The sequence below is a fragment of the Sphingomonas sp. genome, from assembly GCF_035758555.1.
Classification (GTDB): Bacteria; Pseudomonadota; Alphaproteobacteria; order Sphingomonadales; family Sphingomonadaceae; genus Sphingomonas_B.
On record NZ_DASTXI010000224.1, the window covers coordinates 1 to 19,846 of the forward strand.

Here is a 19,846-nt window from a genome sequence, read left to right on the forward strand (position 1 = left end):
TCGGTGCGGCTGGTGAATGCGACGATGCACATCCCGCGGCTGTTCCTCGCGATCTGCGCGATCAGCTTCTTCTGGACGATCGGCGCGGTGCTGATCATCGAATTCCCGCCGCTGGTGAAGAACGTGCTGACCTCCAACCAGGAGGTGGCCAGCCTGTTTCTGGCCGTCTTCTCGGTCGGCGTCGCGATCGGTTCGGTCGCGATCAACCGGCTGCTGAAGGGCCAGGTCTCGGCCCGCTACGCACCGGGCAGCGTGATCGCGATGGGCGGGTTCATCCTGCTGCTCTACGCGGTCGCGCGGAGCTGGATCGGCGACCATCCGGGCCAGCTGTACGACATCGCCGAGTTCGTCCGGCACCCGTCGGCGCTGGTGCTGCTGGTGGCGTTGCTGGGCGTCGCGGTCACCGGCGGCATGTTCGTGGTGCCGCTCTACGCGTTCCTGACGACGACGGTGGACAAGGACCAGACCGCGCGCACGGTCGCGGCCAACAATATCGTGAATTCAGGCGCGATGGTCGCCGGATCGCTGCTGGCGTTCACGCTCAGCGCCCTCGGCGTCTCGGCGGTCGACCAATTGCTGATGGTCACCGCCATGTGCCTCGTCTCCGCCTGGCTGGCCTGGAAACTCCACCTCGCCTGCGACTAGCGCGCTTTGCCATCTGATCGAGCTACATCGCTCGTCCCGAGCGGAGCGCGCAGCGCGAAGTCGAGGGGCGCTGGGATAAAGTTGTGGAGCAACGCCCCTCGACTTCGCTCGGGACGAGCGAGCCGCTTTGGAGCGCAAATCACTTGGAGAGCTATCGTCAGCCGAACAGGCCGTAGATCGCGATGAAGAAGGCGGTGAAGCTGACTGCGAACAGCCGGAGGTCGTTCCGGTCGTCGGCGACGGCTTCGATCGCCTGCAGGGTGGGACGGGGAAGCCTTTGGCGAAACGGATGTCGCGCGGCTTCATTGCTGAGGACGAGTCTGCGTTTCATAGATGCAGGTTAACGTTTCGGTAACGAGTCTGTCTCGCGCTCAAGGTGGTTAACACGCGCGTCACCATGTCCCGGATGAGGACATCGTATACTGGACAGACTTGCCCCGGATCGCCCAGAACGCGTTCATGCGGGCCAATATCAAGGACGTTTCCCAGGCCGCGGGGGTCTCGATCAAGACCGTGTCGCGGGTGATCAACAACGAGCGCTATGTCCGCCCCGCGACGCGCGAGCGAGTCGAGGAGGCGATGAAGGCGCTGGGCTTCCACCCGAGCCAGGCGGCGCGCGCGCTGGCCGGCGGGCGGTCGTTCCAGATTGCGCTCGTCTGCTCCAACCCCGGTCCCTATTACCTGCACGGCCTGATCGCCGGCCTGCGCGGGCGCTGCGCTGCGGAAGGCGTGCGGCTGATCGTCCACGCCTATGAGGTCGAGGCGGACGAGCTTGGCGCCGACGTGCTCACCTTTTTCCGCCAGATGGGGTTCGACGGCGCGATCCTGACGCCGCCCATCGTCGACAGCGAGCCGGTGCTGGAAGAGCTGGAGCGCGCCGGCACGCCCTATGTCCGCATATCGCCGGGGGTGCAGCCGGAGCGGAGCGCATCGGTCGCGATCGACAATGAAGGCGCCGCGCGGGCCATGACGCGGCGGCTGATCGCGCTCGGGCACCGGCGCATCGGCTTCGTCGTCGGTCACCGCAGCTTCGCCGTCAGCAATCAGCGGCTGGCCGGCTATCTCGATGCGCTGCGGGAGGCGGGCATTCCGCTCGATCTGGGCCTGGTCCAGCAGGGCTGGTTCGATTTCCGCTCCGGCCGGGCCGCGGCCGAGCAACTGCTCGGGCTGCCGGAGCCGCCGACCGCGATCTTCGCCAGCAGCGACGATATGGCGGCAGGCGTGCTGAGCGTCGCCCATCAGCGCCGCATCCGCGTGCCCGACCAGCTGTCGATCGCCGGCTTCGACGATACCGATCTTGCCAGCCTGGTCTGGCCCGCCCTCACCACGATGCGCCAGCCGATCCGCGCCATGGCCGAGCGCGCGGCCGAGCTGCTGTTCTCAGGGGAGGTGGAGCAGGTGATCCTGCCCTCGGAGCTGATCGAACGCGCCTCGACCGCTCCGCGCTGGAGCTAGTGCGCGGGCTGCGGCACGCCGTTTGACCCGACGCCTTCCAGCGGCAGGCGCGGCATCAGCAGCTGGATCGCGCCGTAAGCCAGCAGGTAGGAAAAGCCCGCGAACAGGAACAGCGGCAGATAGCCGAGCTTCGCCGCCAGCACGAGGCCGGCGACCTTGGCGATCACCATGCCGCCGATATTGCCGGCAAAGGCGCCGAAGCTGGTCACGCGGCCCACCTTTTCGGGCGGCGAGACGTCGGCAATCAGCGTGAACAGGCTCGACGAAAACGCCTGGTGCGCGGCCATCACGAGGCCGAGCAGCGCGACCGCCAGCCAGTAGTCGTGCGCAAGGTCCGCGAACGGCAGCGGCGTCGCGAACAGCGCGGCGACCAGCAGCGCGCCTTTGCGCACCCGCGCGAGATCATGGCCCGCAGCGATCATCCGCGTCGTGATCGCGCCCGCGACCACCGCGCCCAATGCCGCACAGCTATAGGCGATGGCCAGCGGCGGCCCCAGCGCGACGCCCGACAGGCCGAAGCTGCGGTGGAAAAAATCCGGCATCCAGAACAGCATCAGCCACCAGGTCGCGTCCGACAGGAATTTGGCGATGGCGATCGCCCAGCTGCGCCGCTCGGTCAGGATGCTGGGCCCGCGCTTTGTCGCCGGCGCATCGCCAGGCGCATCATGATCGCCGCCGAAATGGACGCCCCGCACCGCGACCAGCCACAGCACGGACCATACAAGGCCGAGCAGGCCGCCCAGCAGGAAGGCGCCGTGCCACCCCCAGGCGAGCGCGACGAACGGGATCAGCAGCGGCGTGACGATCGCGCCCAGGCTGCCGATCGCGTTCAGCAGGCCATAGCCGTTGGAGCGCTGGGCCGGCGAAAAGATCGCGGCAATCGTCTTGATCGCCGCCGGCGTTCCCATCGCCTCGGTCGCGCCCAGCGCAACGCGGCACAGCACGAACTGGCCGAAAGTGCGGGCGACGGAATGCGCCATCGCCGCCAGGCTCCACAGCGCTACGCCGACCGGGTTCGCCCATTTGACGCCCAGCCGGTCCACGATCCAGCCGGTGAACAGGAAAGCGACCGCCGCGGCGCCCTGGAACCAGGCGGCAAGCGTGCCGTAATCATTGTCGCTCCAGCCGAGATCGTGCGCCATCTCCGGCTTCAGCACGGAGATGATCTGGCGATCGACGAGGTTCAGGATCGTGGCGCTGAGCGCCAGCACGAACAGGAAGATGCGGCGGCGGGGCGAGAGCGTCACGCGGGCATCAGCCGGTCGTCACCCGCTCGCCATGCCGCAGGATCGGGATTGCGTTGCGCCGCAGATGCTTCGTGCCGGGGTCCAGCATCGCCTCGGGCGTGTACTGCGCCAGATAGACGCGGCGCGGCCGGTCCGACCGATTGGCGCCGGTTGCGTGCAGGGTCAGGCTGGAAAAGGCGACCACGTCGCCCGCCTTGGCCTCGACCAGCTGCCCTTCCGCTTCCGCGGGCGCGCCGACCAGGTCGTTGCTGCCTGCCTGCCGGTCATGCGGCAGGATGCCGCTCCTGTGGCTGCCGGGGATCAGCCGCACCGTGCCGTTCTCCTCGGTCGCATCGTCGAGCGGGCACCAGCAGGTGAGATAGGGCGCGTGATCGGGGGGGCCGCCATTGCCGACGACATAGCCCGAATCCTGGTGCCACGAAAACGGCAGGCCGCCTTCCGGCCCCTTCACGACATATTGGTCGAAGAAGAAATAGGCGTCGTCGCCCAGGGTCGCGCGACAGATCTCCGCCATCGCCGGGCTGAACAGCACCTGGCGCAGTTCGGGCGCCACGCGCTGGCATTCGTTCGCGAAATAGCGTCTGCCGCGATGGCTGATGCCCAGCGTGTCGACGCCCGCCGCATCCATACGCGCATCCTCGCGCGCGACGAACGCATCGCATTCCCGACGCAGCAGCGCCAGCGCCTCGCCCGCCAGCGCGCCGGGAAACACGGCATAGCCCTGCTCTGCGAACTGTCTCGACTGGGCTTCGAAACTCATCCCACCTCCGTTTTCCCGCGAAAGCGGGAATCCAGACTGCCTCTCCGCCTGCGCCGGCGGCGTGGGCCCCTGCTTTCGCAGGGGCACGGTTCTAGTAATTGAACCGCAGATTCACGCCGAAATAGCGGTCCACGTCGCGCGGCAGCAGATAGCGATAGCTGCCGCCCGGCCCACCCGGCGTGATCAGCGTCGCATAGCTCTGGTCGGTCAGGTTGCGGCCGATGAAGTTCACCCGCCACACCCCGTTCGGATCGACCAGCGCGATGTTCGCGTCGATGATCGTATAGCCGTCGATGGTGATCGCGCGGCGCGTCACCGGGTTCGGCTCCAGCGAGGAAACCTGGTCGCTGGTCATCGAAATCTGACTGCCCAGCTCGATATTTGCGAAGCCGCCGGTCTCGATCGTCCAGGTCGCGCCCAGATTGCCCTTCCATTTGGGCGCCAGCGGCAGCCGCTCGCCCTGCCGCGTGCTCGACCCTGCGGGCGCGCCCGGCGGCAGGTTGAAGCGGTCGATATGGGCGTCGGTAAAGGCCAGCCCGCCGGTCAGCGTGAAATTGCGGGCCGGATGCAGGACGGTGTCGATCTCGACGCCGCGCGTCGAGACGTCGCCCGCGTTGGTCAGCTGCGTGATCACCGACCCGTTCAGGTTGACGAAGCTGTTCGCCTGGAAATTGTTGTATTTGGCATAGAACAGCGCCGTGTTCAGCGTGAACACCCCGTCGGCGGTGCGGTATTTCGAGCCGACTTCATAGGCGTCCGCCGTCTCGGCCGCGATCGGCGCGAGCTGGTTGTCGTTCTGGTTGAAGAAGACGTTGAACGCCGGCCCCTTATAGCCCTGGCTGTAGGTGCCGTAGAGCATCCAGTCCGGCACCACGTCGAACTGCGCGCCCGCCCGCCACGAGAAATCATCGTTGCTGGTGTGCAGCTGGTAATTGGCGCCGGCATTCGCCAGTCCGGGCCCGCCGCCGTTCGACGCTGGCGTGCGGCGGTTGAACGCGTCGACGCTGTCATGCGTGAAACGCCCGCCGCCGATCAGCCGGAACCAGTCATTGACGTTATAGGTCAGGTTCCCGAACAGCGCGTAATTCTCGATCGTCGAGCCGAAAGTGCCGACAGCGCTCGGAAAGCGCAGCGTCGACGAACCCGCCGCGCAGGGCGCGAGGCCCGGCGCCACCGGCGGCAGCGTGGTCGCCGAGCAGACGATGTCGTCGCGCTGGAAGGTCCGCTGCTGCTTCGCGTTATAATAGAAGGCGCCGATAACGTACTCGAACGGCTGGTTGCCGGGCGAGGCCAGCCGCACTTCCTGGGTGAAGGTCTTGGACGGCTGCGGGCCGAAATCGTCGAGCTGGTTGCCGCCGGCAATGTTATAGACGGTGTCGATGAAGTCGCCGTCGCGGATGCCGAAATTGCGGTACTTCCGATAGGCGGTGATCGAGGTCAGCGTGCCGAGCGCGCCGACGTCGAGATCGCCTTCCAGCGACACGCCCCAGCTGGTCTCGCTGGTCCGGGTCAGCGTGTTCTGACGGATCTGCCGCGTTTCGTCGCCGCGCAGCCGCACGCCGCTCAGCGCCGCCGCCAGCGCGCCCGACGGCGTCGTGCCGATCACTTCGGCGCAGCAGTCGCTGTTCTGCTTCCGGTAATCGCCGATCAGCGTGAAGGTCAGGTCGGGCGTCGCCTCGGCCACGGCCATGCCGCGCACGCCCCAGCGTTCATAGCCGTTGACGGTGCGGTTCAGCGTGATGTTGCGGACCATGCCGTCGTACCAGCCGTAATTGCCGGTGAAGCGGGTCTTGATGCTGTCGCTGACCGGCAGGTCGATCGCGCCGCGCAATTTGTATTCGTCGTCGGTGGTCGCCTGGCCCTCGACGAAGCCGCCGAGCTCGTTCCCCGGCCGCCGCGTCGTGATGCTGATCACGCCCGCCGACGCATTCTTGCCGAACAGCGTGCCCTGCGGGCCGCGCAGCACCTCGACGCGTTCGATGTCATAAAGATCGCCGAACGCCTCGCCCGACCGCGCATAGGTCACCCCGTCGACGACGAAGCCGACGCTCGGCTCCGCAGCGATCGAAAAGTTGATCGTGCCGACGCCGCGCAGGAAGACGGACGAGTCGATCGTCGTCGCGCTGTCCTTGAAGTTGAGGCTCGGCACCAGCTGCTGCAGCGAAGTGATGTTGATGACGCCGCGGTTCTCGATCTGCTCGCCGGTCACGACGCTGATCGCGGCGGGGACGTTCTGGAGGTTCTCTTCGCGCTTCTGAGCCGTCACGACGATATCGCCATAGCCGGCATCTTCGGCTGCGACGGGCGCCGCGGGCGCATCCTGCGCCAGGGCCGGAGTCGCGGCGAAAACGATCGCCAACACACTGGAGCTTAAGCAGAAACCGCGCATTTCAGACTCCCCCGAACTGTTTTTGATAGCGTTGTCATAAATCAGTAAGCAGAAATTCTCCATGCGCGAAAGCCCGCCCGGCGGGCAGGAAGAATTTGTTTGCCGGATTGTTGCGCGGCTGCATCAGTCGCGCGTCGGGCTTACGCCCGGCGGCAATGGTCAGCGGGGGCGGCTGTACGGAACGAAATCGCCGAGCACGACGAAGCCGCGCGGGAAGTGCGCGGTGCGGTCGATCAGCTTGACGGTGTCGACGCGGCAGAGCTGCGATCCGATCGTGCGGGTCGCCAGGATGTCGTCGTCGTCCAGCCAGTTCGCGCCGCTTTGCGGGCGATTCACGTACAGCTTGCTGCCGATCCGGTAGACGATCGCCGTGCCGTCGATGATCTCGCTCGACTGGATGTTGCGCAAGTTGATGCAGTGGACCGGCTCGCCGGCCACGCGGTCGCCGATCAGCTTGTCGAGCCGCGCCTCGGGCGAGAGCCGGGGTGAAGCCAATGCGGGCGTGATCGCCGCGGCAGTCAGTGCGGCGCCGAAGATGAGTCGCGAGAGTTTAGCCATAACGACTCCTTGTAACGCATCCGACCTGAACCTCGGCTGAGCGCGTCAGCGCCGCACTTCCTCCAGCGTGACTACCCGCTTCTCGCGCGCGCTGAGCTCGGCTGCAGCGCCGATCTCGACCGCCCGCAGGCCGTCCTCCGCCGTCACGATCACCGGCCCCTCCCCGCGCACCGCCGCGTTGAACGCCTGGTGCTGGTAATAGGTCGAGCCGTGATGCTGTCCGACCGCGAGCGCCGTCTCGTCGACCGGAACGTGTTCGCGCGTCACCTGCTTGGGGTTCATGAAGCCGACGCGAGGGCTGAAGACCAGCGAGCCTTCCGGGATCAGCACGTCCAGCCGCGCCTTGTCGCCGACCGCGGTGATTTCCTCCTGGTTCTCGGCCCCGTCCGCGAACATCGACAGATCGAGCATCGCCCGCACGCCATTCTCGAAATCGACGGTGGTGTAGCTGTTGTCGATGATGTCCGGCTTTTCGCCGCCGTAACGCTCGTCCTGATGGTTCACGTCCATCGCGCCGGAGCAATAGACACGCACCGCCTCCGATTGGACGATCAGCCGCATCAGGTCGAAGAAATGGCAGCATTTCTCGACCATCGTGCCGCCGGTGTTGCGCGAGAAGCGGTTCCAGTCGCCGACCTTGGGCAGGAACGGGAAGCGATGCTCGCGGATCGACAGCATCTGCAGCTTGCCGACGCGTCCGCCATGCACCTGCTCGATGAACTTGGCGGCCGGCGGCATGAAGCGATATTCCATTGCCGTCCAGAAGACCTGAGGGCGCTCGGCCGCACGCTCGGCGATCCAGCGCGCATCCGCAACGGTCGTCGCCAGCGGCTTCTCGCAGAGGATGTGGACAGGCGCGTTCATCAGCGGCTCCAGCACCGCGCGATGCGTGTAATTCGGGCTGGCGATGATCACCGCGTCGACCTCGCCGGAGCGGACCATCGCCTCGCCGCTCTCGAACGCCTTGGGGCTGCTCCAGCCTTCGGACGCGGTCTGCGCCCAATCGAGCGAGGTGGCTACCGGATCGGTGATCGCTGTCAGCTCGGCGCCTGGCGTGACGCGCAGATTCTGGATGTGCTCGACGCCCATCATTCCCGTGCCGATCAATCCGTAGCGAACCCTGCTTCCCATCCGGCTTTCCTTCGTGCCATATGACAGCGATGACATACCTGCCCTTCTCGCCCGATCCAAGGCCGCTCGGCAAGAGCGGCATCATGGTTTCGCCGATCGCCTGGGGCATGTGGCGTTTCGCCGGCGATGACGTGAACGCGGCTCGGCGCAAGGTCGAGGGGGCGATCGAAGCAGGCGTGACGCTGTTCGATACAGCCGACATCTACGGCCCGGACAATGGCGAGCCGTTCGGCGCGGCCGAGTCGCTGCTCGGGCGGGTCTTCGCCGAATCGCGCGCCTTACGCGAGCGCATGGTGCTCGCGACCAAGGGCGGGATCGTGATCGGGACGCCCTACGATTCGAGCGCGGCGTATCTGGAGCAGGCGATCGACGCGTCGCTGAAGCGCCTCCGCGTCGAGCGGGTCGAGTTGTGGCAGATTCACCGCCCGGACATGCTGACGCACCCGCAGGAAGTCGCGCGGGCGCTCGAAAAGGCGCATGCGGGAGGTAAGATCGCGGCAATCGGCGTGTCCAATTTCACAGTCGCCCAGACTGCGGCACTCCAGCATTTCCTGACCGTGCCGATCGCCAGCACCCAGCCCGAATTCTCGGCGCTGGCGCTCGATCCGATCCGGTCCGGACTGCTCGACCAGGCGATGACCATGGACTTCACCGTGCTCGCCTGGTCCCCGCTCGCGGGCGGCGCGCTGATGGAACCCCGAAACACGCGCGCGCTGGAAGTCGCGGCTTTGCTCGACCGCAAGGCCGAGGAGACCGGCGTCGACCGCAGCGCAGCGGCGCTCAGCTGGATCATGGCGCACCCAGCGCGGCCGATCCCGATCGTCGGCAGCCAGCGGCCTGAGCGCATCGCGCTGATTCCGCAGGCGCTGAAACCACGCTGGACGCGTGCGGAATGGTACGCGGTGCTGCAAGCTTCGATGGGGGAAAGACTGCCGTGACGGGTCAATGCGAGATCAGCTGGTTTTCGGCGTTGTGCGACGACGACTATGAATTCCTGGGCGTGCCCGATCCGATGCTGCGATCGAGTTGGGAACATTGCCGGGATATCGTGCTGACCGCGGAGACGGGCGGGTTCGACAACATCCTGCTGCCCTCCGGCTATGCGCTTGGGATCGACACGACCGCTTTCGCTGCTGCGATTGCCACCCTGGTTCGCCGCATCCGGCTGCTGATGGCGGTGCGGATCGGAGAGAGCTGGCCGCCCCAGCTCGCGCGGCAGATCGCCACGATCGACCGCATCCTGGGCGGCCGGCTGACGGTCAACATCATCTCATCCGAAATGCCCGGCGAATCGCTGCCCTCGGCGCCGCGTTACGCCCGCACGGTCGAAGCGATGAAGATCCTGAAGGCGATGCTGAACGGCGATCCGCTGGATCATGACGGCGAGTTCTGGAAGCTGAAGCTGGATCCACCGCGGATCGGCACCGTGTCCGGCAAATGCCCGCCGCTCTATTTCGGCGGCCTCTCGCCCGACGCACGCGACGCCGCTGCGCAGGGCTGCGACGTCTATCTGATGTGGCCGGACCGCGAGGAAGCCGTCCGCGACATCATCGCCGACATGAAAGCCCGCGCCGCAAGCTATGGCCGCACCTTGCGTTTCGGCTATCGCGCGCACGTCATCGTCCGCGAGACTGAGGACGAAGCCCGCGCCTATGCCCGCCGCCTGCTGTCGAAGCTCGACGCAGCCACCGGCGCCGCGATTCGGCAGAAGTCGCTCGATTCGACGTCGGTCGGCGTGACCGCCCAGGCGGCACTCCGCGAGGCCGCCGACGACGAGGGCTTTGTCGAGGAAGGCCTGTGGACCGGCATCGGCCGCGCCCGCTCCGGCTGCGGCGCCGCGATCGTCGGCGATCCCGACCAGGTGCTGGCGAAGCTCCGCCGTTACCAGGAGATGGGGATCGAGGCGTTCATCCTGTCCGGCTACCCGCACCAGGCGGAGGCCGATCTGTTCGCCCGCCATGTGCTGCCCCGGATCGAGCATGGGCCGCTGAGCTGACTCCCGCGCATTCCGCCCTTGCTCACACATAAAGATATCTTTATGTCCTGATTTGTGGATCGGCTGCTCGACATCTTCCGCGCGCTTGGCGACCCGACGCGCCTGCGCATCTTCGCCCTCCTGCGGCGAATGGAGCTGTCTGTGGGCGAACTTGCTCAAGTTCTGGGGCAAAGCCAGCCGCGCGTGTCGCGCCATGTCCGCATCCTTGCCGATGCCGGCCTGACGACCCGCCGCCGCGAAGGCAGTTGGGTCTTCCTCGCTCTTGCAGAAGACCCGCGCAATGAACCGCTGCTCGCCGCGATCGAGCATGCCGCCGGCGATTGGGTGGACGAGGACGCCGCCCGGCTCGCCGCCGTCCGCACCGAGCGCGCCGAGGCCGCCGAACGCTATTTTGCCGAGCGCGCGGAGGAATGGGACGCGATCCGCTCGCTCCATGTGCCCGAACAGCAGGTCGAGGCGGCGATGGCCGATATCCTGGGCGAGCGTCCGGTCGGCCGGCTGGTCGACCTCGGCACCGGCACCGGCCGGATGATCGAGCTGTTCGGCGCTTCCGCGACGCGTGCGCTTGGCGTCGACCGCTCGCCCGAAATGCTGCGCCTCGCCCGGGCCAAGCTGGCCGAGGCGGTGCCGATTGCCGAGCTGCGCCAGGGCGACCTGACCGCGCTGCCGCTGGCCGACGGCCTCGCCGATACGGTCATCCTGCACCAGGTGCTGCATTTCGTCCCGCAGCCGGGCGCCGCGCTCGGCGAGGCGGCGCGACTGGTCGCCGACGGAGGGCGGATGCTGATCGTCGATTTCGCGCCGCACGAGCGCGAGGAGCTGCGTACGCGCGATGCACACCAGCGGCTCGGCTTTTCGGACGGACAGATCGAGGGCTGGCTGAACAGCGCCGGCCTGGATCTCACTACGATCCGCGAACTCGAAGGGGGCGAACTGACCGTGAAGCTCTGGCTGGCCGAACGGCCGAGCGCAGTCCGGGAGAAGGCCGCATGACGCTCTCGCTTTCGCAGATGGAGGAAGCGCGCCGCGCACTCGACGCACCGCTGTTCGCGGGGCTCCCCGGCGATATCGGCGTGTCGTTCGAATTCTTTCCGCCCAAGACCGAGAAGATGGAGGCGCAGCTCTGGGATTCGATCCAGACGCTGGCGCCGCTGGGCCCCCGCTTCGTGTCCGTCACTTATGGAGCCGGCGGTTCGACGCGCGAGCGCACCCATGCGACGGTCGCCCGCATCCAGCGGGAAACCGATCTTGCCGCCGCCGCGCACCTGACCTGCGTCGAGGCGAGCCGGGCCGAAGTGAATGCGATCGCCGAGGAGTATTGGGCCGCGGGCGTGCGGCACATCGTCGCGCTCCGCGGCGATCCGCCGGTACCGGGGGAGCCGTTTCGCGCGCATCCCGACGGCTATGCCAATGCCGCCGATCTGGTCGCGGGGCTTCGCAAGCTGCATCCGTTCGAGATTTCCGTCGCCGCCTATCCCGAATGCCATCCGGATTCGGGCACGCAGGCCGCCGACCTCGACAACCTGAAGCGCAAGCTGGACGCCGGCGCGACGCGGGCGATCACGCAGTTCTTCTTCTCGCCCGACTGCTTCTTCCGCTTCCGCGACGCGGCGGCGGCGGCGGGGATCGAGTCGGAGATCGTGCCGGGCATCCTGCCGGTCTCGAACGTCGCGCAGACGCGGAAATTCGCCGGGCTCTGCGGCGCGGAGATTCCGGGCTGGATGGACCGGCTGTTCGAGGGCCTGGACGACCGTCCGGCCGCGCGCCAGCTGGTCGCCGCGACCCTTGCTGCCGAGCTTTGCCGCAAGCTCTACGCCGGCGGCGTCCGCCACTTCCATTTCTACACGCTCAATCGCGCCGAGCTCGCCTATGCGATCTGCCATTTGCTGGGCCTGAGGCCCGTCGCGACGGCACAGGAGAAGGCCGCATGATCAAGTCCGAAGCCGCCGCCCGCCTCCGTGCGGAAACAGCGAAGCGCATCCTGCTGACCGACGGCGCGTTCGGGACGATGATCCAGTCCTACCGGCTAACCGAGGCCGATTATCGGGGAGCGCTCGATCTCGGCCACGACCAGAAGGGCAATAACGACTTGCTGGCGCTGACGCAGCCGCACGTCGTCGCGAAGATCACCGAGGCGTATCTGGACGCCGGGTCCGACATCGTCTCGACCAACACATTCAACGCCAATGCGGTCAGCCAGGCGGATTATGGCGCAGAGCATCTGGTGCGCGACATCAACCTCGCCTCGGCCCGGATCGCGCGCGACGCGGCCCGCGCCGCCGAAGCCGCGGACGGGCGGCCGCGCTTCGTCGCCGGTGCGATCGGCCCGACCAACAAGACGCTGTCGCTGTCGCCGGACGTCAACGATCCCGGCTATCGCGCGATCTCGTTCGACGAGCTGAAGGCTGTCTATCGCGAGCAGACCGATGCGCTGCTGGACGGCGGTGTCGATTTCATCCTGATCGAGACGATCTTCGACACGTTGAATGCCAAGGCGGGCATCATGGCTGCGATCGAGGCCGGCGAGGCGCGCGGCGCCGAAGTGCCGCTGATGATCAGCTTCACGATCACCGACATGTCGGGCCGCAACCTGTCCGGCCATTCGATCGAGAGCTTCTGGGCCTCTGTGCGTCACGCGCGGCCGCTGACGATCGGGCTCAATTGCTCGTTCGGCGCGCCGCAGCTGCGGCCGAGCGTCGCTTCGCTGTCGCCGATCGCCGATACGCTGCTGATGGTTTATCCGAACGCCGGCCTGCCGAACGATCTCGGCGCCTATGACGAATCGCCGGACACGACGGCCGGCTTCATGCGCGGCTGGGCAGACGAAGGGCTGGTGAACATCGTCGGCGGCTGCTGCGGCACCACCCCCGATCACATCCGCGCAATGGCGCAAGCGGTCGCCGGCAAGACGCCGCGCGCGATCCCGCCGGCCCGGCGCCAGACCTTCCTGGCCGGCCTCGACCCGATGCGCATCGCCGCCTGACCCGATATGGCTACTGCTTACAAGGAAGAGCCCGAAGCGGCTCCCCAATCCGCCACGTTCGTCAATATCGGCGAGCGCACCAACGTCACCGGATCGGCGGCGTTCAAGAAGCTGATCATGGCCGGCGACTATGCGCGCGCGGTCGAGGTCGCGCGCCAGCAGGTCGAGAACGGCGCGCAGATCATCGACGTCAACATGGACGAAGGTCTGCTCGACGCCGAGCTGGCGATGACGACTTTCCTGAAGCTGATAGCGGCCGAGCCGGATATCGCGCGCGTGCCGGTGATGGTCGACAGCTCCAAATGGAGCGTCATCGAAGCCGGACTGAAGTGCGTCTCAGGCAAGCCGATCGTCAATTCGATAAGCATGAAGGAAGGCGAGGCCGCATTCCTCGACCAGGCGCGCAAGGTGATGGCCTATGGCGCGGCGGTCGTCGTCATGGCCTTCGACGAGACCGGCCAGGCCGACACCAAAGAGCGCAAGGTCGAGATCTGCGAGCGCGCCTACAAGCTGCTGACCGGCATCGGCTTTCCGGCCGAGGATATCATCTTCGATCCGAACATCTTCGCGATCGCGACCGGGATCGACGAGCATCGCCGCTACGCGATCGACTTCATCGAGGCGGCGAAGGAGATCAGGATGCGCTGCCCGCACGTCCATATCTCGGGCGGGCTGTCGAATCTCAGCTTCTCGTTCCGCGGGAACGAGCCGGTGCGGCGCGCGATGCATTCGGTGTTCCTCTATCACGCCATTCCGGCGGGCATGGACATGGGCATCGTCAATGCCGGCCAGCTCGACATCTACGACGCGATCGACCCGGAACTGCGCGAGGCCTGCGAGGACGTGATCCTCGACCGGCGCGACGACGCCACCGACCGGCTGATCGCGCTTGGCGAGCGCTATCGCGGGCCCGACGCGGCCGCCGAGAAGCAGGCCCAGGAATGGCGCGGCTGGCCGGTCGCGAAGCGGCTTGAGCACGCGCTGGTCAAAGGCATCGACGCCCATGTGATCGACGACACCGAGGAAGCGCGGCTCCAGTTCCCCCGGCCGATCGAGGTTATCGAAGGCCCGCTGATGGACGGCATGAACGTCGTCGGCGACCTGTTCGGCTCCGGCAAGATGTTCCTGCCGCAGGTCGTGAAGTCCGCGCGCGTGATGAAGAAGGCTGTCGCCCACCTCCTCCCTTTCATCGAGGCCGAGAAGGACCCGAACGCCCGCGGCAAGGGCCGGATCGTGATGGCGACGGTCAAGGGCGACGTGCACGATATCGGCAAGAACATCGTTGGCGTCGTGCTTCAGTGCAACGGCTTCGAGGTGATCGACCTGGGCGTGATGGTGCCATGGACGAAGATTCTGGAGACCGCGAACGAGAACGACGCGGACATGATCGGGCTGTCCGGCCTGATCACGCCGTCCCTCGACGAGATGGTCACCGTCGCCGAGGAGATGAAACGTGCGGGCATGACGATGCCGCTGCTGATCGGCGGCGCCACCACGTCCAAGGTGCACACCGCGCTACGCATCGACCCTGCCTATGACGGGCCGGTGATCCATGTGCTCGACGCCAGCCGCGCGGTCGGTGTCGCCTCGACGCTGGTCAGCGACACGCTGACGCAGGAGTTCGTCGACAAGACCGCCGCCGACTATGCCGCCATCCGCGCCACACGCGAGAATAAAGGCCAGAACGAGCTGCTGCCGATCGCCGAAGCCCGCGCGAACGGCTTCCATGCCGATTTCGCGCACAAGCCCCCTGCCCCGCTGCAGCCGGGCCTGCACAGCTTCGACGACTGGCCGCTCGAGGATTTGCGCGACCATTTCGACTGGACGCCGTTTTTCCGCGCCTGGGAATTGGCGGGCACCTACCCGTCGATCCTCGACGATGCTGTCGTCGGCGAAAGCGCGCGCGGCCTGTTCGCCGACGCCAACGCGATGCTGGACCGCATCATTGCCGAAAAATGGCTGACCGCCCGCGGCACCGCCGGCCTGTGGCCTTGCCGGCGCGAGGGTGACGATATCGTCGTGCGCCCGTCGGAAGGCGCGGAGGTCCGCCTGCCGATGCTACGGCAGCAGACGATCAAGTCGCGCGGCCGGCCGAACATGTGCCTGGCGGACTTCATCGACCCCGCCGGCGACTGGATCGGCGGCTTTGCCGTCGCGATCCACGGGGCGGAGCCGCATCTGGCCCGCTTCAAGCAAGCGCACGACGATTATTCCGACATCCTGCTGAAGGCGCTGTCGGACCGCTTTGCGGAGGCCTTTGCCGAACGGCTTCACAAGCATGTCCGCACCACATTGTGGGGCTATGCCGCGGGCGAGCAGCTGACCAACGAGGCGCTGATCCGGGAACAATATCGTGGCATCCGCCCGGCCCCCGGCTATCCCGCCTCGCCCGACCACAGCCTGAAGCCGATCCTGTTCGACATGCTCGGCAGTCCGTCTGGCATCACGCTGACCGAAAGCTTTGCGATGCTGCCCACCGCGGCGGTGTCCGGCTTCTACTTCGGCCATCCGGACAGCGAATATTTCGGCGTGGCCCGGATCGGCCGCGACCAGCTGGAGGAATATGCCGGCCGCCGCGGCGTTGATATCGCCCAGGCCGAACGCTGGCTGCGCCCGAACCTCCACTGAGCGGAACCCGAGCGCGTCCTGAGGCGTTTCACTATTTCCAACCGGCCTGAAAAACCGGGAGGATGAGTTCTCCGTTCTCGATCCGAGGGCGGAGATCTCAAACGGAGCCCCGCCGCCGACAAGCGACGGGGCTCTTTGCTTGTCCGGCACGTTTCTCTACGGCCATATTCCGGAGAGCAATCAGTGGCGTTCGACCCGGCCGACCATCCCCATCGCAGGCGCAATCCGCTGAACGGCAGCGAAGTGCTGGTGTCGCCGCACCGGATGAAACGGCCTTGGCTCGGCCAGACCGACGAAGCGTGCGAGGCGCGCGGGCCGGCGCACGATCCGTCCTGCTATCTCTGCCCCGGCAATGCCCGTGTCACCGGCGAGCGGAACCCGGATTACCGGAGCGTCCACGTCTTCCCGAACGACTTCGCCGCGCTACTGCCCGACACGCCGGAGCCATCCGCCCAGGACCCGCTGTTCGCGGCCGAGCCGGCGCGAGGCACGGCGCGCGTGATCTGCTTCTCGCCCGATCATGGCGCCAGTCTGCCCTTGCTGTCGGTGGAGCAAATCCGGGCCGTGGTCGATGCCTGGGCGGCGCAGGCGGAGGAGCTTGGGCGCACACACGCCTGGGTCCAGCTGTTCGAGAACAAGGGCGCGATGATGGGCTGCTCCAACCCGCATCCACACGGCCAGGTTTGGGCGACGAGCTGGTTGCCCGACGAACCGGCCAAGGAGGACGAACGCCAGCGCGCCTGGGCGGCGGAGCGTGGGCGCCCAATGCTGGCCGAAGTGGCGGAGCGGGAAGCGGACGGCCCGCGCGTCGTGGCTCAGACCGATCACTGGCTCGCGATCGTGCACTTCTGGGCGAGCTGGCCGTTCGAAACGCTGCTGCTGCCGCGCTTTCCCGTCACGCGGATCGAGGATCTTTCGCCCACCGACCGCGACGATGTCGCGAGCGTGCTGAAGGAACTGACCACCCGCTACGACAATCTGTTCCGCTGCTCCTTTCCTTATTCGATGGGCTGGCACGGCGCGCCTTATGACGGACGGGACACCGGCGGCTGGCAGCTTCACGCCCATTTCTATCCGCCGCTGCTGCGATCGGCGACAGTGCGCAAATTCATGGTCGGCTTCGAATTGCTCGCCGAGGCGCAGCGCGACCTGACGCCCGAACAGGCCGCCGCGCGTTTGCGGGACGTGAGCGCGACCCATTATCTGGACGAAGCGAATGGCTGAGCAGGCGACGATCGATCGGGTGAAAGCGGCCTTTGCCGAACGCTTCGGCGGCGAACCCGACCTGATCGCACAGGCGCCCGGCCGCGTGAACCTGATCGGCGAGCACACCGACTATAATGACGGCTTCGTGCTGCCGCTGGCGATCGATCGCGGCACGGTGGTCGCAGCGCGCCGGGCGGGTTCGGAGATCACTGTCTACGCCGCCGATTTCGACGCGGAGGACCGCTTCACTTTTGCCGAGCGGATCGACGATGCCGGCCCCGGCGACTGGCGCAATTATGTCCGCGGGATGATCGCGATGCTGGTCGAGCTGGAGATGGCGCCGCAGGGCATGGAGCTGGCGATCGCCGGCGACGTGCCGCAGGGCGCGGGCCTGTCCTCCTCAGCCTCGCTGGAAGTCGCTGTCGGGCTCGCCGTCGCCAGTCTCGCCGGCGCCGAGATCGACCCGACCCTGCTCGCCCAGCTCGCCCAGCGCGCGGAGAACGAGTTTGCCGGCTGCGCGTGCGGGATCATGGACCAGCTCGTCTCCGCCCGCGCCGAGCCTGAGCAGGCGCTGCTGATCGACTGCCGCTCGCTCGAATGCCAGCCGGTGCCGCTGCCCGAGCATGCGGCCGTGCTGATCGTTCATTCGGGCGTGGAGCGCGGGCTGGTCGACAGCGCGTACAACGAACGCCGCCGACAGTGCGAGCAAGCCGCGGGCCATTTCGGCGTGCTCGCGTTACGCGACGCGGAGGAAGCGCAGCTGGCCAGCGCCGAGGACCTGGACGAGCTCGCCCGGATGCGCGCGCGCCACGTGGTGACGGAGAATGCCCGCACCCTCGGCGCCGCCGAAGCCCTCGCGGCCGGCGACATGGCGCGGTTGGGGCGTCTGATGGCCGAGTCCCACGCGTCGATGCGCGACGATTTCGAGATCACCGTCCCCGCGATCGACGCGCTGGTCACCATCCTCCAGCGCGAGATCGGCACCGAAGGCGGCGCCCGCATGACCGGCGGCGGCTTCGGCGGCTGCGTAATCGCGCTGCTGCCGCAGGAGCGGGTGGCCGCGGTCGTGAAAGCAGTCCGCCGCGACTACCGCCCGCCCAACGGCAAGCCGGTGATGATCCATGCGTGCCGGCCGGCCGCGGGAGCGGGATTGGTTTGATCGGGCTGACATCGAGGCGGGAACGTCTCTGTCGTCGTCACCCCGGCCTTGAGCCGGGGTCCCGCTTCTTCTTCGTGTCCTTGGTGTTCTTTGTGCGAAAAATATCTCGCACGAAGCACACGAAGCTCACGAAGCTCACGAAGATAGAAAGGAAGGAAGCGGGTTCCCCGCTTTCGCGGGGACGATGAAGTGTAGCAAACCACCCGTCCTGGACATTGGCTCGACGGCTGAATTTGCCAAGTCTTCCGTAACGGCGCATCTTCCCATCCGCCATAAACGGGGAGGGTATGATGGCGACCACTTACGAAAATCGCGTGCCTGCGTGGTTCTGGATCGTGGCGGGGCTGGGCCTCGTCTGGAATGCGATCGGGGCGGCTTTCTATCTGGGGTATGTCGGCGTGCTTGGCGGGCCGTTCGCGCCGCCGCCGGGAATGCCGCCGATGCCGGTCTGGGCGACCGCCGCCTATGCGATCGGTGTGTGGGGTAGCGTAGTGGCGATGATCGGCCTGCTGATGCGCGCGCGCTGGGCACGGCTGCTGCTGTGGGTCGCGCTGGCGGCGCTGATCGTCGATTGGGCGTGGGTGTTGTTCATGAGCGGCGCGGGCATCCAGCCGCTCGGTATCTGCGTGCTGCTGATCGCGCTGCTGCTGGCCCTGATGGGCGAGCTGGGGATGAAGCGGGGTTGGTTGCGGTAAGCCTTCGCACGTGAACTAAACTTGCTGGTCCCGAGCCTAGTCGAGGGGCGTTGCTGCGAACTCTGTGGCAGTGCCCCTCGACTACGCGCTGCGCGCTACGCTCGGGACGAGTGACTACCTATGAAGCTTTGTTACATCTCGCCGCGCGCGCGCCTGAGCGCGTACCATTTGGCGACGTTCGCATTATGCTCGGCCAGCGTGTCGGCGAACACGTGGCCGCCCTTGCCGTTCGCGACGAAATAGAGCGCTCTGGTCGGCGCCGGGTCGAGCACGGCCTCGATCGCAGCGCGGCCGGGATTGGCGATCGGGCCTTCGGGCAGGCCGGGCCGCGTGTAGGTGTTATACGGATTGTCCGCCCGCAGCTCCGATTGGAGGATGCGTCGGCCGAGCGGCTTTCCCTTGGTGACCGGGTAGATGACGGTCGGATCGGCCTGGAGCGGCATGCCGATGCGCAGCCGGTTGGAGTAGACGCCTGCGATCATCCGCCGCTCGGCCGGCACGCCGGTTTCCTTCTCGACGATCGAGGCGAGCGTCACGGCCTGCTCGGGCGTCCGCGCGACGGTCGTCGGCTTGCGTGCCGCCCAGAGTTTCGCGAGCGTCTTGTCCATCGCCGCCGTCATCCGCTTCAGCACCGCGGCGCGCGGCTCGTCGCGCGTGTAACTGTAGCTGTCAGGCAGCACCGATCCTTCCGCCGGCACCGGGATCGGCCCGGTCAGTAGCTTGTTGGCCATCAGCTTTTCGTAGACGATGATTGAGGGCGTGCCCTCGGGGATGGTCACGAAACGCTGCATCGTCTTGCCCGATTGCAGCAGGTCGAGGATCGCGTGCGCGCTGGCGCCCTTCGGCACTTCATATTCGCCGGCACGGATCACGCCCAGGCCGCCGAACACCCGCGCAAGGATCAGGAAGCGCTGGGCGGAGGCGACCGCGCCGGCCTTCTCCAGCTCCCGCGCGGCTGTGCGCAGCGTGCCGCCTTCCGGCACGATCACGCTCA

Annotated in this window: 17 protein-coding genes and 1 pseudogene; 11 read left to right on the plus strand and 7 right to left on the minus strand. The window is 67.0% G+C overall.

All coding sequences use genetic code 11. The features are described from left to right. Positions 1–645 (plus strand): annotated as a pseudogene (locus tag VFT73_RS13400) (MFS transporter); the annotation flags it as partial. 157 nt (positions 646–802) lie between these two features. Here VFT73_RS13400 and VFT73_RS13405 read toward each other — a convergent pair. After that, entirely contained in the window at positions 803–976 is a 174-nt protein-coding gene (locus VFT73_RS13405; RefSeq protein WP_326412118.1) for a hypothetical protein, read from the minus strand. A 128-nt stretch (positions 977–1,104) separates the two neighbouring features. On the opposite strand from VFT73_RS13405, the gene VFT73_RS13410 reads away from it, so the two are divergent. Next, the gene (locus VFT73_RS13410) at positions 1,105–2,100 is read left to right on the plus strand and encodes a LacI family DNA-binding transcriptional regulator (RefSeq protein WP_326412127.1); all 996 of its coding nucleotides are present in this window, start codon (positions 1,105–1,107) and stop codon (positions 2,098–2,100) included. On the opposite strand, the gene VFT73_RS13415 is transcribed toward VFT73_RS13410, so the two are convergent. The 5 genes from VFT73_RS13415 to VFT73_RS13435 all read right to left on the minus strand — a co-directional run bounded on the left by VFT73_RS13415 (position 2,097) and on the right by VFT73_RS13435 (position 8,185). Further along, the gene (locus VFT73_RS13415) at positions 2,097–3,347 is read right to left on the minus strand and encodes an MFS transporter (protein WP_326412132.1); all 1,251 of its coding nucleotides are present in this window, start codon (positions 3,345–3,347) and stop codon (positions 2,097–2,099) included. The two genes, VFT73_RS13410 and VFT73_RS13415, sit on opposite strands and share 4 nt — an antisense overlap. A 7-nt stretch (positions 3,348–3,354) precedes the next feature. Then, positions 3,355–4,107: a phytanoyl-CoA dioxygenase family protein gene (locus VFT73_RS13420; protein ID WP_326412138.1), complete on the minus strand. Its 753-nt coding sequence runs from the start codon at positions 4,105–4,107 to the stop codon at positions 3,355–3,357. 91 nt (positions 4,108–4,198) lie between these two features. Further along, complete coding sequence (locus VFT73_RS13425; protein WP_326412145.1) at positions 4,199–6,469, minus strand: TonB-dependent receptor; 2,271 nt, start codon at positions 6,467–6,469, stop codon at positions 4,199–4,201. Between the two features lie 186 nt (positions 6,470–6,655). Next, complete coding sequence (locus VFT73_RS13430; protein ID WP_326412151.1) at positions 6,656–7,054, minus strand: hypothetical protein; 399 nt, start codon at positions 7,052–7,054, stop codon at positions 6,656–6,658. Between the two features lie 45 nt (positions 7,055–7,099). Continuing rightward, positions 7,100–8,185, minus strand: coding sequence for a Gfo/Idh/MocA family oxidoreductase (locus VFT73_RS13435; RefSeq protein ID WP_326412157.1), 1,086 nt, complete (start codon positions 8,183–8,185; stop codon positions 7,100–7,102). 29 nt (positions 8,186–8,214) lie between these two features. On the opposite strand from VFT73_RS13435, the gene VFT73_RS13440 reads away from it, so the two are divergent. The 9 genes from VFT73_RS13440 (at position 8,215) to VFT73_RS13480 (ending at position 18,852) form a co-directional block, all read left to right on the plus strand. Then, complete coding sequence (locus VFT73_RS13440) at positions 8,215–9,123, plus strand: aldo/keto reductase (protein WP_326412162.1); 909 nt, start codon at positions 8,215–8,217, stop codon at positions 9,121–9,123. Next, positions 9,078–10,181 carry an LLM class flavin-dependent oxidoreductase gene (locus tag VFT73_RS13445; RefSeq protein WP_414712828.1) on the plus strand — a complete coding sequence of 368 codons (1,104 nt, stop codon included), beginning with the start codon at positions 9,078–9,080 and terminating at the stop codon, positions 10,179–10,181. The genes VFT73_RS13440 and VFT73_RS13445 overlap by 46 nt, the downstream gene beginning before the upstream one ends. Positions 10,182–10,235: 54 nt before the next feature. After that, the gene (locus VFT73_RS13450) at positions 10,236–11,174 is read left to right on the plus strand and encodes a metalloregulator ArsR/SmtB family transcription factor (protein ID WP_326412178.1); all 939 of its coding nucleotides are present in this window, start codon (positions 10,236–10,238) and stop codon (positions 11,172–11,174) included. Continuing rightward, on the plus strand, positions 11,171–12,112 hold the full coding sequence (metF, locus tag VFT73_RS13455; RefSeq protein ID WP_326412185.1) for a methylenetetrahydrofolate reductase [NAD(P)H]: 942 nt from the start codon (positions 11,171–11,173) through the stop codon (positions 12,110–12,112). Before VFT73_RS13450 ends, metF begins: the two co-directional genes overlap by 4 nt. Further along, complete coding sequence (locus VFT73_RS13460; protein ID WP_326412192.1) at positions 12,109–13,164, plus strand: homocysteine S-methyltransferase family protein; 1,056 nt, start codon at positions 12,109–12,111, stop codon at positions 13,162–13,164. Before metF ends, VFT73_RS13460 begins: the two co-directional genes overlap by 4 nt. 6 nt (positions 13,165–13,170) lie before the next feature. Beyond that, entirely contained in the window at positions 13,171–15,792 is a 2,622-nt protein-coding gene (gene metH / locus VFT73_RS13465) for a methionine synthase (protein WP_326412200.1), read from the plus strand. Positions 15,793–15,975: 183 nt separating this feature from the next. Continuing rightward, positions 15,976–17,016, plus strand: a complete 1,041-nt coding sequence (locus VFT73_RS13470) for a UDP-glucose--hexose-1-phosphate uridylyltransferase (protein WP_326412206.1) — start codon at positions 15,976–15,978, stop codon at positions 17,014–17,016. Continuing rightward, positions 17,009–18,157 (plus strand): galactokinase, encoded by a 1,149-nt coding sequence (gene galK / locus VFT73_RS13475; protein ID WP_326412211.1) that lies wholly within the window; start codon positions 17,009–17,011, stop codon positions 18,155–18,157. Before VFT73_RS13470 ends, galK begins: the two co-directional genes overlap by 8 nt. A gap of 290 nt (positions 18,158–18,447) precedes the next feature. After that, the gene (locus VFT73_RS13480) at positions 18,448–18,852 is read left to right on the plus strand and encodes a hypothetical protein (RefSeq protein ID WP_326412215.1); all 405 of its coding nucleotides are present in this window, start codon (positions 18,448–18,450) and stop codon (positions 18,850–18,852) included. Positions 18,853–18,983: 131 nt separating this feature from the next. On the opposite strand, the gene mltG is transcribed toward VFT73_RS13480, so the two are convergent. Then, the coding region (mltG, locus tag VFT73_RS13485; RefSeq protein WP_326412219.1) for an endolytic transglycosylase MltG at positions 18,984–19,846 on the minus strand (863 nt) is incomplete at its 5' end.

What these genes read in the sequence shown, in the direction of transcription:
- VFT73_RS13405 (WP_326412118.1), bottom strand. Translation starts at nt 976, where the DNA reads ATGAAACGCAGACTCGTCCTCAGCAATGAAGCCGCGCGACATCCGTTT.
- VFT73_RS13410 (WP_326412127.1), top strand. Translation starts at nt 1,105, where the DNA reads ATGCGGGCCAATATCAAGGACGTTTCCCAGGCCGCGGGGGTCTCGATC.
- VFT73_RS13420 (WP_326412138.1), bottom strand. Translation starts at nt 4,107, where the DNA reads ATGAGTTTCGAAGCCCAGTCGAGACAGTTCGCAGAGCAGGGCTATGCC.
- VFT73_RS13430 (WP_326412151.1), bottom strand. Translation starts at nt 7,054, where the DNA reads ATGGCTAAACTCTCGCGACTCATCTTCGGCGCCGCACTGACTGCCGCG.
- VFT73_RS13435 (WP_326412157.1), bottom strand. Translation starts at nt 8,185, where the DNA reads ATGGGAAGCAGGGTTCGCTACGGATTGATCGGCACGGGAATGATGGGC.
- VFT73_RS13440 (WP_326412162.1), top strand. Translation starts at nt 8,215, where the DNA reads ATGACATACCTGCCCTTCTCGCCCGATCCAAGGCCGCTCGGCAAGAGC.
- VFT73_RS13445 (WP_414712828.1), top strand. Translation starts at nt 9,078, where the DNA reads ATGGTACGCGGTGCTGCAAGCTTCGATGGGGGAAAGACTGCCGTGACG.
- metF (WP_326412185.1), top strand. Translation starts at nt 11,171, where the DNA reads ATGACGCTCTCGCTTTCGCAGATGGAGGAAGCGCGCCGCGCACTCGAC.
- VFT73_RS13460 (WP_326412192.1), top strand. Translation starts at nt 12,109, where the DNA reads ATGATCAAGTCCGAAGCCGCCGCCCGCCTCCGTGCGGAAACAGCGAAG.
- metH (WP_326412200.1), top strand. Translation starts at nt 13,171, where the DNA reads ATGGCTACTGCTTACAAGGAAGAGCCCGAAGCGGCTCCCCAATCCGCC.
- galK (WP_326412211.1), top strand. Translation starts at nt 17,009, where the DNA reads ATGGCTGAGCAGGCGACGATCGATCGGGTGAAAGCGGCCTTTGCCGAA.
- VFT73_RS13480 (WP_326412215.1), top strand. Translation starts at nt 18,448, where the DNA reads ATGGCGACCACTTACGAAAATCGCGTGCCTGCGTGGTTCTGGATCGTG.